Genomic DNA, 14,019 nt, shown 5'->3' with positions numbered 1-14,019 from the left:
CGGACGTCACATTCACGAGTGCTGACGCACGATCGGCGAACCGAGGGGGCACGGATGAGGCCTGACAGCGAGAACCGGGCAGGGGACCGCGACCGTACGCGGGCATCGGCATGGGCGCGAAAGCGGACACGGACACCGGCGCGGGCGGCCGGGCTGGTCGCGGCGGTGCTCGTGGGCGGGCTCCTCGTCACCGGATGCGGCGGCGGGAGCGACGGTTCCTCGGCGGAGCGAGGCAAGGCGCAGCGCACGGGCCCGCTGCCCGCGCCCGCCCCGGCCCGCCCGTCCGCACCGGTGACGCCCGCGCCCGGCACCGAGGCCGACGGCGAGCAGCGCGACATCGCGCCGACCGGCACGCCGTCGCCGACGCCCGCGGACTACCTCTCCACGTTCGCCCTCGACGTCGACACCGCGTCGTACGGCTACGCCCGCCGCACCCTCGCGGACGGGCGCCTGCCCGATCCGAAGACCGTGCGGCCCGAGGAGTTCATCAACAGCTTCCGTCAGGACTACCCGCGCCCGGAGGGCAACGGCTTCTCCGTGACGGCCGACGGGGCCCGCGCCGGCGACGAGGGCTGGTCCTTCCTGAGGATCGGCCTCGCCACCGGCCCCGCGGCCCCGGCGTCGGAGCGCCCGCCCGCCGCGCTCACCTTCGTCATCGACGTCTCCGGCTCCATGGCCGAACCCGGCAGGCTCGACCTCGTCAAACAGTCCCTCGGCGTCATGACCGACCAACTGCGCTCCGACGACTCACTGGCACTTGTCACCTTCAGTGACACGGCCGAGACGGTGCTGCCGATGACCCGTGTCGGCGGCAGCCGGGGACGGGTCCACGACGCGATCGACAGCCTGGAGCCCATGTCCTCCACGAACCTCGACGCGGGCGTGCGCACCGGCTACGACACCGCGGTCGAGGGCGCGCGTCCCGGCGCCACCAACCGCGTCGTGCTCCTCTCCGACGCCCTCGCCAACACCGGTGAGACCGACGCCGACGCGATCCTCGACCGGATCTCCGACGCCCGCCGCGAGCACGGCATCACGCTGTTCGGCGTCGGTGTCGGCAGCGAGTACGGCGACGCCCTGATGGAGCGCCTCGCCGACAAGGGCGACGGCCACACGACGTACGTCTCCACCCCCGAAGAGGCCCGGAAGGTGTTCTGCGACGAGCTGCCCCAGAACATCGAACTGCGCGCCCGCGAGGCCAAGGCGCAGGTCGCCTTCGACCCGCAGACCGTGCAGCGGTTCCGGCTCATCGGCTACGACGACCGGCAGGTCGCCGACGACGACTACCGCAACGACCGCGTGGACGGCGGCGAGGTCGGCCCCGGCCACACCGTGACCGCTCTGTACGCGGTACGGCTGCGTCCGGGCGCGAGCGGCCACGTCGCGACGGCGGGCGTGCGCTGGCTGGACCCCGATACGCGCGCACCGCACGAGGAGGCGGCCCAGATCGAGGCCTCCGGGCTGGACGCCGACGTATGGCGGTCGAGCCACGGCCTCCAACTGACGGCCACGGCGGCCTACTTCGCGGACGCACTGAGGCAGGGAGCGCTGCCGGGAGCGCCCACGCTGCCCCAACTGGCGTCACACGCAGACAAGTTGGCCCGCTCGACGGAGGGCAACTCGACGCAGGACAGGGAGCTGGGACAGCTGGCGGAGGCGATCCGCAAGGCGGACGAACTCCGGGGCTGACCCCGCGCGGGAGGCCCCGGCCCGCTACGGAAGCCGCGCACCGCGCCGGAAGCCCCGGCCCGCTATGGAAGCGCCGCCCCCCGTGCCGACACCCACAGCTCGTACCACTCCTCGTGGGTGAGTTCGGGGTCGCGGCGGGCGGCGTCGCCGCAGGCGCGGATGCGGGACGGATTCGCGGTGCCGATGACCGGGGCGATGCGGGCCGGGTGGCGCTGGAGCCACCACAGGATGATCGTCTCCGGGGTGGTGTGCTTCTTCTCGGCGAGTTCGGCGACCAGCCGTGCCGTGGCGTCCTCGGCGGGGGTCGCCTCGCGGCCTGTGTAGCTGCCCTGGGCGAGCGGGCCCCACGCCTGGAGGCGGATCCCGTGGTCGGCGCAGTGCTCCAGGGTGCCGAGCGGGAAGCCGTTCCTGGCGGCCTCGGGCGTGTTCACCAGCACCCCGGCCTCCACCCAGTCCCGGCTCTTCAGGCTCATCTCCAGCTGGTTGGCGACCAGCGGGAAGTCCAGGTGGGACTGGAGGTGGGCGATCTGGTGGGCGCTCATGTTGGAGACGCCGAAGCTCCGTACGAGGCCCTGCTCCTGGAGCGAGCTGAGGGCCTTGGCGACGTCGCCCGGGTCGGCCAGCGGGTCGGGGCGGTGCAGCAGCAGGACGTCGACGTGGTCGGTCCGCAGCCGGGTCAGGCTCTCCTCGACGCACCGCACGATGCGGGCGCCGCGCAGGTCGTACACCCCCGGGCGGTCGCCGTCGGCGAGGCGGATCCCGCACTTGGTCTGCACGGTGATGCGCTCGCGCAGCCCGGGTGTCCTGGCGAGCACCTCGCCGAACACGGCCTCGGCCTTGCCGTTGCGGTAGATGTCGGCGTGGTCGAACGCGGTGATGCCGCTGTCGAGGGCCGCCTGCACGGCGGCCTCGGCGGTGTCGATGTCGGCGGACCGGTAGGGCGCTGAGTCCCAGCTCCCGCCCAGCCCCATACACCCGTAGATCAGCCGGTCCTGGTCGGTGTGCGCGTGCGGTGAAGTAGTCACGCGGGCAGCGTAGGCCCAGCCCTCACGGCTTCGGGATGTCGAAGTAGCGGTTGAGGCCCGCGGCGAGGGCGACATCGCCGGTGATCTTGACCTTGCGCAGCATGAACATCGTGACGGGACTCTGGTTGCCCGACACCAATTTCAGGAAGTCCGCGTCGCCCATGGCGAGCGTGACGCGGGGCGTGGCGTCGGAGCGGCCCTCGGTGACCGTGCAGGTCCCGTCCGCGATCGCCGTCTCGTACACGGCCTCTTCCTGACCTTCGGCGCCCTTGGCGCTCGTGACCTTCCAGCGGATCAGCGCCTGGAGCGAGCCCGCCGACTCCGGCTTGAACTGCCGCTCCATGCGCGTGAAGACCTCCTTCAGGATGCTCGCCCGCAGCTCGCCGTCCCGCGCGATCTCGTCGATCTCCTTGGGGGTCAGGCCCTTCACGATCTTCGCGAACTGCTCGGGCGTGACCGCCGAGAAGTCGAGGCCGGCAATCCCCTCGCGCGTGCTGATGCCCTCGCTCATGGAACCCTCCGTGTGCCGAAACTGCTTACCGTTCAGTAAACTTACCAACCGGTAAGGTTAAAGCCGGGGCAGATGGACCGACAAGTGTGACGGGTACAACGGGCGATCCGACGGAAGGCTACGGGGGGCTCATGTCGGGCCCCGGGGCGCAAGGTGACGGCGTGCGCGCTCCCGCCGGACGCCGGTGGATCACGTCCGACCCATTGAATTTTCGTTACGCGTCGGTAAGTTGACGGCCGAGTAAGTCTGTAAGTCCGCGTGGGACGAGCGAGACGCAGGGATCACGTCAGCCGCGACCTGGAGCCGTCATGGGCGTACGCAAGGATCTTCAACGGGCGCAGCAGCGCAGCGACTTGACGGACCGGGTGGCCGTCGAGACCGTCAAGGACGAGCACGGCACCGTGCGCGAGGTGCGCACGGCCGCCCTCGCCGCGGACCCCGGCGGGAGCACGCCCGCCGACATCCCCTTCACGAACGCCGCCGAGGCGCCCGACGCCGTGGTCCTGCGGCGCAGGGAGGGCGAGCACTGGCGTCCCGTCACGGCGGCGGCCTTCGCGCGCGAGGTGACGGCGGCGGCCAAGGGGCTGATCGCGGGGGGCCTCGAACCCGGCGGGCGCGTCGCCCTGATGTCCCGTACGCGCTACGAGTGGACGGTCCTCGACTTCGCCATCTGGGCGGCCGGCGGGCAGACCGTGCCCGTCTACGCCACCTCGTCGGCCGAGCAGATCGAGTGGATCGTGCGGGACTCGGGCGCGAGCCATCTGATCACGGAGACGCCTCAGAACACGGTCACGGCGCGGACCGCCCTCGCCGCACTGGCCGAGGAGGAGCGGCCGCGCTGCTGGGAACTGGACGCGGGCGCCGTACTCGAACTCTCCACCCTGGGACGGGAGGTGGACGACGACGAGGTGACCAAGAGGCGCGCCGCCCTCACCCCCGACACCGTCGCGACCGTCTGCTACACCTCCGGGACCACCGGGAAGCCCAAGGGCTGCGTCCTGACCCACGGCAATCTGCATGCCGAGGCCGCGAACACCGTGGAGCTGATGCACCCCATCTTCAAGGAGGTGACCGGACAGGTCGCCTCGACGCTGCTGTTCCTGCCCCTGGCGCACATCCTCGGCCGCACCCTCCAGATCTCGTGCATGCTCGCGCGCATCGAACTGGGCCACTGCCCCGGAATCAAACCCGACGAACTGCGGCCCCAACTCCGCTCCTTCCGGCCGACGTTCGTGGTCGGGGTCCCGTACCTCTTCGAGAAGATCCACGACACGGGCCGGGCCACCGCGGAGAAGCTCGGCCGCGGCGCGTCGTTCGACCGGGCCGACCGGATCGCGGTGGACTACGGCGAGGCCCACATGGTCCGCTTCCACGGCCGCTGCACGGGCCCCGCCGGCAAGGGCGGCCCGTCCCTCGGTCTCCGCCTCGCCCGCGGCCTCTACGACCTGCTGGTGTTCCGCCGCGTGCGCAAGGAGCTCGGCGGGCGCCTGCGCTACGCGATCAGCGGCGGCTCCCCCCTCGACCGGCGCCTCAGCCTCTTCTTCTACGCCGCCGGAATCCTCATCTACGAGGGATACGGCCTGACGGAGACCAGCGCCGCCGCCACGATCACGCCGCCGCTCGCCCCGCGCCCCGGCACGGTCGGTCTCCCGGTGCCGGGCACGGCCGTCCGCATCGCCGACGACGGGGAGGTGCTCGTCAAGGGCGGCATCGTCTTCGGCGCGTACCGCAACAACCCCGAGGCGACGGCGGAGGTGCTCGACGGCGGCTGGTTCTCCACCGGTGACCTGGGGGCTCTCGACGAGGACGGCTATCTGACCATCACCGGCCGCAAGAAGGACATCCTCGTCACCTCCGGCGGCAAGAACGTCTCGCCGGCCGTCCTGGAGGACCGGCTGCGCAGCCGCCCGCCGGTCGGCCAGTGCATCGTCGTGGGCGACAACCGCTCCTACGTCGGCGCGCTGATCACGCTGGAACCGGAGGCGGTCGCGCACTGGCTGTCCGTACGGAAGATGCCCGCCGACACCCCGATGGCCGACGTCGTCCGTGACCCGCGGATGACCGCGGCGGTGCAGCAGGCCGTCGACTACGCGAACGAGGCGGTCTCGCGTGCCGAGTCCATACGCAAATTCGCTTTGGTGGAAGGTGAGTTCACCGAGGACAATGGCCTGCTCACTCCCTCGCTGAAGATCAAGCGGCATGCGGTCGCGGCCGCCTACGAGCGGGAGATCGAGGACCTCTACCGGGGCTGACCGCCCGCCGCCGGGGCCGGGTGCGGGGGCGGCGCGGCGAGCAGGCCGTGGACGAAGAGCGCGGCCCGCGCGACGGCCTCCCGGCGCTCAGCCGCATCGCGTCCGAGCCGACCTCCACGGTGCCGGCGCGCAGCCCCGCGTCTTGGCGGCGAGGCGGCGCGGTAGGTTCCGCGCGTGTCCGGGCGTGACGTGGCCCTCGGAGACCGCGGCCAGGCGGACCGGGGAGCGGTCGACGGTGCGCCCGTAACCGAGTTCGGCGGGCGCCGAAGGAATTTCCGGAGCCACGTGTGTGGTCATACCTGTTTCCTTTGCCTGGGGCCCCTCGGAGACTTCTGGGCTGAGCGGATGGGTGCGCTGCGAAAAGAGCGTCGCAGCGGCCATGGAAGCGCGATGGCCCGGGAATTCAACGCCGATAAAAGCACCGCCGAATTCCGGTCGACCGGGCGGGGAACACGGCACAGAGAAGGCGCAGTATCCTCATGGAATGCGTATCGGAGAGCTGGCGCGGCGTACCGGAGTTCCGGTCCCCACCATCAAGTACTACTCGCGCGAGGGCCTGTTGCCCCCGGGCGAGCGCACCAGCCCGAACCAGGTCGCGTACGACGAGTCCCATGTCCGCAGGCTCAAGCTGATCCGCGCCATGCTGGAGGTCGGCGGCCTGTCCATCGCGGCCGCACGCGACGTCCTGTCCGAGGTCGACTCCCCGACCCGCACGGTCCACGGCATGCTCGGCGTCGCCCAGTCCGCGGTGACCAGGGCGGCCGTCGAGCGGGGCACCGACGAGGACCGGGAGCGGGCCGAGGGCGAGGTCCGTGAGCTCGTACGCCGCCACGGCTGGGCGGCGAAGCCGGAGAACCCGGGCTGGCAGGCGCTCGTCCAGATCGTGCTGACCTACCGCGATCTCGACCGGGGCGACCTGCTCACCCTGCTCGACAAGTACGCCGCCGCGGCAGGGGAGTTGGCGGTCGCCGAGCTCGGCGCGCTCGCCGATGTGCCCAGCGCCGACGGCAAGGTCGAGGGCGTGGTCCTCGGCACGGTCCTCGGCGACGCGGCCATGGCGGCGCTGCGCCGGATCGCCCAGGAGGACGCCTCCGGCCGCATCCGCGGCGGGCGCAAGCACAGCGCGTAACCCCCGCCGGCTCACCCGGCGTACGCCGGCAGCGGCGCCACCGGCGCCAGATGGTGCACACGGGCGGGCGGCAGATTCCCGAGCACGGTCTCCGTGCGGAACCGGTGCCGGTCCAGGGTCCGTCCGACGACGGCCTGCACCGCGAGGGTCCGCACGCGCGCCTCGCCCGTCGTGAACACCCGGCGCAGCGGCGGCATCCCCGCGTACGCGAAGAACGACAGCGTGCCGCCGGGCCGGAGCGCCGCGATCAGCCGGCCGAATATGTCCTCGACCGCACCCGCGTCGAAGTTGGCGAACGGCAGCCCGCACACGATGGTGTCGTAGCTGCCGAGCTCGTGCTCCTGCACGAGCCCGGTGAGCAGCCGCACCCGCTCGTCGCCGCCGTAGTCGCGGTGCAGGAGTTCGGCGAAGCGGGGGTTGGCCTCGACCAGGTCGAGGGTGTCCAGGGCACCGAGCGAGGCCCTGATGCGCCGGGTCACGGCGCCCGTGCCGGGGCCGGCCTCCAGCACCGCGCGGGCGCGGCCGGGGGAGGGGATCACATAGCGGGTCAGGGCCCGCGCCAGCAGGGGACTGCTGGGCGCGATGGCCCCGGTGTCCCGGCGGGTGCGGGCGAACTCTCGGAGGAACAGCGTCACATCGGTCATGGCCACCTGCGTCATTAGTGATAGTGAAACTATCGATAGCGTAGGTTACTGTTGAGGCGCAGGACACGCCCCGCCGCTGCCCACAGCGCCGCCAGTGGGCTTCTGACCTGGGAACACGCCTCACCAAAGACCCGGCGCATGCCTCCAAAGAGGCATCGGGCCCAGGGAAAGGGAGACCGATGGACTTCGCCTCGCTCGTGTCGTGGGTCGACCTCACGTCCGGCCTGTCCACCCGGATGTCGGGCGCCGCCTGCTGGGCGTACGTGATCCTCGCGGTCACCACGCTGCCGCCCCTGCTGCCCAACGCGGTGCTCCTGGTCACCGGCGGGATGCTCGCCGCGCGCGGCGAGATGTCCCTCGTCCTGGTCCTGCTCTCGGTGGCCGGCGGCGCGCTCGCCGGTGACGTCCTCATTCACCGATTCGGCTGGTTCGCCGGCCGCAGGGTGCGCGGCGGCGCCGCGGGGCGCGGGCGAAGGGGCGAGCTGTCCGACTGGGCCGCGGGGCGGGTGCAGCGCGGCGGGATCCCGTTCGTCGTCGGCGTCCGCTTCCTGCCCGGCGGGCGCCTCCTGGGCGGTCTCGCGGCCGGCGCGGCACGCTATCCGGCCCGCAAGTTCGCGATCGGCGCGGCGCTCGCCGAAGTCGTCTGGGCCGCCTACTCGGTGGGCGTGGGCTACGTCGGCGGAGCGGTCAGCGACGACCCCGTGTACTCCGTAGCGATAGGCCTGGGCCTGTCCGTCGCTGTCGGCGCCGCAGCGGCGCTGGCCCAGCGCAGAGCGACCGCACCGGCGGCGAACGCTTCGAAGGGGGCATAGCGAATTTCCCGAAACGCGAATATCGGAAACGCGTGTTTCCGGGGAGTCTCGGAAATCGTGTGCTGCGGCCCAGAATTCACCTTTACTGCCCGCCACCGACGCCACAGGACATAGAAGTTCGCCACACGCCATTTGATTGATTCAAGGAGACAGAAGTGTTTGCCGTTATAGGAAAGTTCACCGCGCGGCGCCGGAAATGGGTCGTCATCGCGGCAGTCGTCTTCACATTGTTCGCCGGCGTGTGGGGCACCGGGGTCTTCGGCTCGTTCACCGGCGGCGCCGGCTTCGACGACCCGGCCGGCGAGTCCGTCCAGGCCGACAAGGTCCTCGACGGCCCGCTCGGCCGCGAGTCCAACGACCTCGTCGTGCTGTACGAGTCGAAGGACAAGGGCGCCACGGTCGACTCCTTCGGCACGGCGGTCCGCGCCGCGCTCGACGACGTCCCGCGCGCCGGCATCGTCCGCCTCGACTCGTTCTGGCACCCAGGCAGCCAGGACCCGAGCGCGTACGTATCCAAGGCCGGCCAACAGACGTACGCCACCGTCCAGTTCACCAGCGACAACGACCAGGACCAGGTCGAAGCGCTGGAGAAGATCAAGGACGACTTCGCGGCCGACGGGGTCACCGTCCGCTACGGCGGCGTCGCCGCGATGACCGACCAGGTCAACACCCTCACCGGCGCGGACATCGCGCGCGCCGAGATGCTCTCGGTCCCGATCCTGCTCATCCTCCTGGTCCTGATCTTCCGCAGCGCGATCGCGGCGCTCCTGCCGCTGGCCGTGGGCTCGTTCGTGGCCCTTGGCTCCTTCGTCGTGCTCCGCGTCCTGACGATGTTCACCGAGATCTCCAGCACGGTCATCAACGTCATCACGATCCTCGGCCTCGGCCTCGCGATCGACTACACGCTCTTCCTCGTCAACCGCTTCCGCGAAGAACTCCACGCGGGCGCCGACGTCGACACGGCAGTCGAGCGGGCCACCGCGACGGCGGGCCGCACGGTCGCGTTCTCCGGCATCGCCGTGGCGATCTCCTTCGCCGGCCTCGCGTTCTTCCCCTCCCGCTTCCTCTCCTCGATGGGGTACGCGGCCGTCGCCGTGGTCGCGTTCGCAGTGGTCGGCTCCCTCACCCTCCTGCCCGCCCTCCTGCGCTACACCGGACACAGCATCGACAAGTGGCGCATCCCGCTGGGCGGCAGGAACCGCGCCCCCAAGCCGGAGAAGGAAGGCCGTTGGTACCGCACGGCCCACGCGGTCATGCGCAAGCCGCTCATCTCGTCCCTGGCCGTCGTCGCCGTCCTGGTAGGCCTCGGCGCACCGCTCCTGGGCGTCAACTGGGCACGCCCCGGCGAGTGGGTGCTGCCCTCCGACGCCGACGCGAAGGTGGTCAGCAAGGCACTGGCCTCGGGCTTCGAGACAAACCCCGCACAGATCATGACCTCAGTCGTCCAGGGCTCCAACGGCCCCGTGGACCGCGCCGAAGTGACGGCCTACGCGGCCAAGCTGGCCAAGGTCGACGGCGTGGCGTCCGCGACCCCGACAGCCTTCGAGGGCAACGACGCCCGCATCACGCTCCGCTACACGCCGGACGCCATGTCCGACGCCGCGCAGAGCATGGTCCACGACCTGCGCGCCACGGCGCCCCCGGCCGGCTCGGACACGCTCCTGACCGGCATGCCGGCGTCCCGGGTCGACATCGTCGGCATGATCGGTGAACGCCTCCCGTGGATGGCCCTGTTCGTAGCGGTGGTGTCCTTCTTCGTTCTATTCATGGCCTTCGGCTCACTGCTCCTCCCGCTCAAGTCGGTGATCCTCAACCTCCTCTCGCTCCTGGCGGCGTTTGGAGCGATCAAGTGGATCTTCCAGGACGGCCACCTCTCGGGCCTCCTCGGCTTCGAGCCGATCGGAGCGGTGGACGCGAACTTCCCCGTCCTGGTGGTGGCGATCGCGTTCGGCCTGGCGATGGACTACGAGGTGTTCCTGCTCTCCCGCGTCCGAGAGGAGTGGGAGGTGAGCGGCGACCCGATCGAATCTGTCGCCCTGGGCGTCCAGCGCAGCGCCAAGATCATCACCAGCGCGGCGCTGCTCCTGGTCGTGGTGGTCGGCGGCTTCATGGCCTCCTCGATCCTCTTCATGAAGATGATCGGGGTCGGCCTGGTCATCGCGGTCCTCGTGGACGCGACGATCGTACGAGGCCTGCTCGTGCCCGCGACGATGGCGCTGCTCGGCAAGTGGGCCTGGTGGGCACCGGCCCCGCTGGCCCACTGGTGGTCGAAGTACGGCTTCCGCGAGTCCTCGGCCCCGCCGCCCCTTCCGGCGCCCGCCCCGGCGCCGCGTACCGAGGCGCTGCGGTGACGTTGCTCTCCACCGGGCGGGCGCATGAGGCGCCCGCCCGGAACCGGGAGCACGTACATGCCCCCGCGGCCCCGCACCCGACAACACAACGGCCGAAGACAGCCCGCCACAGCTCACGACGTTCGGTGCCGAGTGCCTCCGCCGCGAGTGCCTGCGCCCCGAGTGCCTCCGCCCCGAGCGGCGCGCACTGCGCAGTGACGGCGTGGCCCGCTACTGCTCGTCGTCTTCCTGGTAGGAGTAGCGCTGGCCTGCCCAGGGGTCGGCGACATTGTGGTAGCCGCGCTCTTCCCAGAATCCGCGGCGGTCCTGCGTCATGTATTCGATGCCGCGCAGCCACTTGGGGCCCTTGTAACCGAACAGGTGGGGGACCACGAGGCGGAGCGGGAAGCCGTGTTCGGCGGTGAGCGGCTCGTCGTCGTGGTGGGTGGCCATGACGGTGGTCTCGGCGGTGAAGTCGGCGAGGCGGAGGTTGGCGCTGTATCCGTATTCGGCCCAGGCCATGACATGGGACACGCCGGCGGCGGGCGGGGCGAGGTCCAGCAGGGTGCGGGCAGGTACACCGAAGAAGGTGTGGCCGGTGGTGCTGGTCCCGGATGCGCAGTGCAGGTCCGCATGCACGGTGATCCTGGGCAGAGCGGCGACCTCGTCAAAGGTCCAGGAGCATGTCTGTCCGCTCGCGGTCGCGCCGAAGACCTTCAGGTTCCACCGGTCCTGGCGGAAACGCGGCACTGGCCCGTAGTGCGAGACGGGCCACCCCTTCGCCAGTCGTTGTCCCGGCGGCAGTATCCCTTCCTTCATGACCAGTCCCATCGTTCACATAGACCGCAGATGCAAGGAATGAGCCTATGTCACACCCGTAAATCTGAGCACTTCCGGCCGGTGTGGCTGGAATATGCGGTGGCTCGCCTGGGCGGGGTTCGGACTGTGGAGCCGGGGCCGCACCGTCGGAAACGGTCACAGTAAGGTGCAGCCACCGACCTTGGCCCCGTCTCACCACCTGGGGGAAGTGTGCTGCGGCAACTGGAATACCTGGTCGCCCTCGCGCGCGAACAGCACTTCGGCCGGGCCGCCGCGGCGTGCTTCGTCTCCCAGCCCTCCCTGTCGGCCGGCATACGCAAACTCGAGGGAGAACTCGGCGTCCCTCTGATCCGCCGCGGCGCCCGCTACCAGGGCCTGACCCCCGAGGGCGAGCACGTGCTGGTGTGGGCGCACCGCATGCTCGGTGAGCACGCCGCCCTGCGACAGGAACTCAGCGCCCGACAAGGAGAGTTGACCGGGACACTGCGCCTGGGAGTCATCCCCACCGCACTCACCGTCGCCTCGCTGATCACCACTCCGTTCTGCGCCCGGTACCCGGCGGCGAAGGTGAGCCTGGAGTCGTTGTCCTCGCGCGACATCATCCGTCGCCTCACCGGCCTGGAGATCGACGCTGCGTTGACCTATCTCGACGACAGCACCCTGCGCGACGTCCAGCGCCTCCCGCTCTACGAGGAGCGGTACGTGCTGCTGACACCGGCCGACGGGCCGCTCGCCGACCACACCGAGGCGAGCTGGGCGCAGGCCGCGTCCCTGCCGCTGTGCCTGCTGGCACCGCGCATGCGCAACCGCCGCATCCTCGACGAGAACTTCGCCGCCGAAGGTGCCGTGGCCGGCCCCGCGGTCGAGTCCGACCCCGGCGCGCCGGGGTCGGCCGCCCCTCAGGCCAGATCGAGCAACTGCTCGTGGAACCCGCCGAATCCACGTCGGCGGTCCACGAAATGCAGCTCCAGGATCCAGTGGCAGACCCGGCCGAGCCGGTCCGTACGGCGCAAGGGGGTGTCGTTGTCCGGCGTGATGTACGACTCGGCCTTCATGCCTTCGACGGTCTCGTGCGGGAACTCACCCACGAGATGGCCCGCGTGCCAGATCCCGATCTCCCAGCCCGAGTCCGCCGCGAGCTTCTCCACCGCGCGGTACAACTGCCCGCCGGTGATGTCCCGGTCGGCGGCGAAGACGTCCCGCCCGGCATCGAAGACGCGCGGCAAGTCGCTCAACAACCGATGCTTGTCCGGATCGTCGCCGAAGACATAGGTCCGGCCGAAGTCCGCCTCGTACTGCTCGAAGATCGGCCCGAAGTCCGCGAAGGCGATGTCGTCCGCCTCGATGACGCGGTCCGGCGGGTTCTCCCGGTACGGGGCAAGGGTGTTGACCCCGGAGCGAATGATGCGCTTGTGCCAGTGCTTGGTCGTGCCGAACATCTCGTTCGCCAGATCCCTGATGCGGTCACTGGCCTCCCGCTCCCCGACCCCCGGCACGACGATTCCACGCGCCTCGACCTCTGCGAAGAGTTCGACCGCCTTCTCCTGCGCGGCCACGAGCCCCGCCACGCGGTCGGTCTCCGCCGTCTGGACACGGTTTGCTTCCACTGACACGGCCCCCTTGCTCGTACGTCACGCCGACCCCCGACGTGCGCATCTGCCATGCTATCGGGCCGATTAGTCCGGCATCTGCCTGTCTGGCGGCGGTTTTCCCTTAGGTCTGGCCCCTTAGATCTGGGCAGAACGAGGAGACGTTCGCGGCCCCTCAGTCGATACAGAACTCGTTGCCCTCGATGTCCTGCATCGGGATGCAGGAATCATTGCCGTCATACAGCGTTTGTACGTGCACCGCGCCGAGCGGGACCAGTCGCGCGCATTCGGCCTCAAGCACGGCGAGGCGCTCTTCTCCAACGAGACCGGTGCCGACGCGCACGTCCAGATGCACCCGGTTCTTGACGGCCTTCCCCTCGGGAACGCGCTGGAAGTACAGCCGCGGGCCCACGCCTGAGGGATCTATGCAGGCGAACCAGGAATCCCGCTCCTCAGGTGACTGGGATCGTTTGAAATCGTCCCAAGTGGCAAACCCCTCCGGCGGAGGCGGTACGACGTACCCCAACACCTCGCACCAGAAGCGAGCGAGGCGCTCAGGTTCTGCGCAGTCGAAGGTGACTTGGAACTTCTTGATCGACGTCATCCGGTCACCGTATTGGCGCGTGCTCCTCACCGAAACCTCTGCCGCCGTGACCTCTCGGTGGGCGGCACGCCCGACGCGGACTTCACGACGCGACCACTGTCGTGTCACGAACGTGTCCTGAGCACGATCAAGATGAAACTGGGGCGACCACACCGGCTGTCTGGGGGGACAGAAAGCCACACGGACGAACAGTCGCCCCGCCCCAGCTCACCCACCCGCCGGCTCCCATGAGCGGCAGCCCCACGCAGAGGACAGGCACCAGCATGCGCACTCGCAAGATCTCGGTACTGACCATGACCGCCGTGGCCCTCGGCCTGGCCCTGACGGCATGCAACAACGACAGCGCCGGCAACGCGTCCTCTTCCGCGAGCAGCTCATCGGCGGCCACGAGCACCCCGCAGTCCGACACCGGGGAGGGTAAGTCGTCGGGCGCGCCCGCCAAGTCCGACACGAAGTGCACGGACCAGCTCAACTATGCGGGCGACCCGCGCTCGAACGCCGAGATCAACTCCATCGGCGAGGACACGGGCACGTGCCCGCCGGTCCAGAAGGCCGACGGGGCATCGGGTACGCCGAAGGACCCCGACACGAAGTGCACGGACCAGGTCAACTACG

Annotated in this window: 13 protein-coding genes and 1 pseudogene; 7 read left to right on the top strand and 7 right to left on the bottom strand. The window is 70.3% G+C overall.

What is annotated here, in order from left to right; genetic code table 11:
* Positions 1-54 precede the first annotated feature (54 nt).
* A complete protein-coding gene (locus AC07EJ_RS18255) occupies positions 55-1,689 on the top strand; it encodes a vWA domain-containing protein (RefSeq protein ID WP_389477300.1) in 1,635 nt (544 codons plus the stop codon).
* Between the two features lie 62 nt (positions 1,690-1,751).
* Here the strand turns inward: AC07EJ_RS18255 and AC07EJ_RS18250 are convergent, their stop codons facing one another.
* On the bottom strand, positions 1,752-2,714 hold the full coding sequence (locus AC07EJ_RS18250; RefSeq protein WP_389477302.1) for an aldo/keto reductase: 963 nt from the start codon (positions 2,712-2,714) through the stop codon (positions 1,752-1,754).
* Between the two features lie 22 nt (positions 2,715-2,736).
* Positions 2,737-3,225 (bottom strand): SCP2 sterol-binding domain-containing protein, encoded by a 489-nt coding sequence (locus AC07EJ_RS18245; RefSeq protein ID WP_393582071.1) that lies wholly within the window; start codon positions 3,223-3,225, stop codon positions 2,737-2,739.
* A 308-nt stretch (positions 3,226-3,533) separates the two neighbouring features.
* Here AC07EJ_RS18245 and AC07EJ_RS18240 point away from each other — a divergent pair, with 308 nt between their 5' ends.
* Positions 3,534-5,477 (top strand): AMP-dependent synthetase/ligase, encoded by a 1,944-nt coding sequence (locus tag AC07EJ_RS18240; protein ID WP_478884521.1) that lies wholly within the window; start codon positions 3,534-3,536, stop codon positions 5,475-5,477.
* 87 nt (positions 5,478-5,564) lie between these two features.
* On the opposite strand, the gene AC07EJ_RS18235 is transcribed toward AC07EJ_RS18240, so the two are convergent.
* Positions 5,565-5,774: a hypothetical protein gene (locus AC07EJ_RS18235; RefSeq protein ID WP_389477308.1), complete on the bottom strand. Its 210-nt coding sequence runs from the start codon at positions 5,772-5,774 to the stop codon at positions 5,565-5,567.
* A 187-nt stretch (positions 5,775-5,961) separates the two neighbouring features.
* Between AC07EJ_RS18235 and AC07EJ_RS18230 the strand changes: the two genes are divergently transcribed.
* Positions 5,962-6,606 (top strand): MerR family transcriptional regulator, encoded by a 645-nt coding sequence (locus AC07EJ_RS18230; protein WP_389477310.1) that lies wholly within the window; start codon positions 5,962-5,964, stop codon positions 6,604-6,606.
* Positions 6,607-6,617: 11 nt separating this feature from the next.
* Here the strand turns inward: AC07EJ_RS18230 and AC07EJ_RS18225 are convergent, their stop codons facing one another.
* The gene (locus tag AC07EJ_RS18225; RefSeq protein ID WP_393582068.1) at positions 6,618-7,265 is read right to left on the bottom strand and encodes a class I SAM-dependent methyltransferase; all 648 of its coding nucleotides are present in this window, start codon (positions 7,263-7,265) and stop codon (positions 6,618-6,620) included.
* Positions 7,266-7,429: 164 nt separating this feature from the next.
* On the opposite strand from AC07EJ_RS18225, the gene AC07EJ_RS18220 reads away from it, so the two are divergent.
* Together AC07EJ_RS18220 and AC07EJ_RS18215 are read left to right on the top strand one after the other, a co-directional pair.
* On the top strand, positions 7,430-8,062 hold the full coding sequence (locus AC07EJ_RS18220; RefSeq protein WP_478884520.1) for a DedA family protein: 633 nt from the start codon (positions 7,430-7,432) through the stop codon (positions 8,060-8,062).
* A gap of 155 nt (positions 8,063-8,217) precedes the next feature.
* Positions 8,218-10,413 carry an MMPL family transporter gene (locus AC07EJ_RS18215; protein WP_478884519.1) on the top strand — a complete coding sequence of 732 codons (2,196 nt, stop codon included), beginning with the start codon at positions 8,218-8,220 and terminating at the stop codon, positions 10,411-10,413.
* A 210-nt stretch (positions 10,414-10,623) separates the two neighbouring features.
* On the opposite strand, the gene AC07EJ_RS18210 is transcribed toward AC07EJ_RS18215, so the two are convergent.
* The gene (locus AC07EJ_RS18210) at positions 10,624-11,211 is read right to left on the bottom strand and encodes a molybdopterin-dependent oxidoreductase (protein WP_389477318.1); all 588 of its coding nucleotides are present in this window, start codon (positions 11,209-11,211) and stop codon (positions 10,624-10,626) included.
* A gap of 210 nt (positions 11,212-11,421) precedes the next feature.
* Between AC07EJ_RS18210 and AC07EJ_RS18205 the strand changes: the two are divergent.
* Positions 11,422-12,018: pseudogene (locus AC07EJ_RS18205) on the top strand (LysR family transcriptional regulator); the annotation flags it as partial.
* Between the two features lie 92 nt (positions 12,019-12,110).
* Here AC07EJ_RS18205 and AC07EJ_RS18200 read toward each other — a convergent pair.
* Positions 12,111-12,818 (bottom strand): M24 family metallopeptidase, encoded by a 708-nt coding sequence (locus AC07EJ_RS18200; protein ID WP_389477320.1) that lies wholly within the window; start codon positions 12,816-12,818, stop codon positions 12,111-12,113.
* A 157-nt stretch (positions 12,819-12,975) separates the two neighbouring features.
* Positions 12,976-13,404, bottom strand: coding sequence for a VOC family protein (locus tag AC07EJ_RS18195; protein ID WP_389477322.1), 429 nt, complete (start codon positions 13,402-13,404; stop codon positions 12,976-12,978).
* 263 nt (positions 13,405-13,667) lie between these two features.
* Here AC07EJ_RS18195 and AC07EJ_RS18190 point away from each other — a divergent pair.
* The coding region (locus AC07EJ_RS18190; protein ID WP_478884518.1) for a hypothetical protein at positions 13,668-14,019 on the top strand (352 nt) is incomplete at its 3' end.

The organism is Streptomyces sp. NPDC045026, from assembly GCF_056432625.1.
This window is presented reverse-complemented; position numbering and strand designations above follow the sequence as displayed.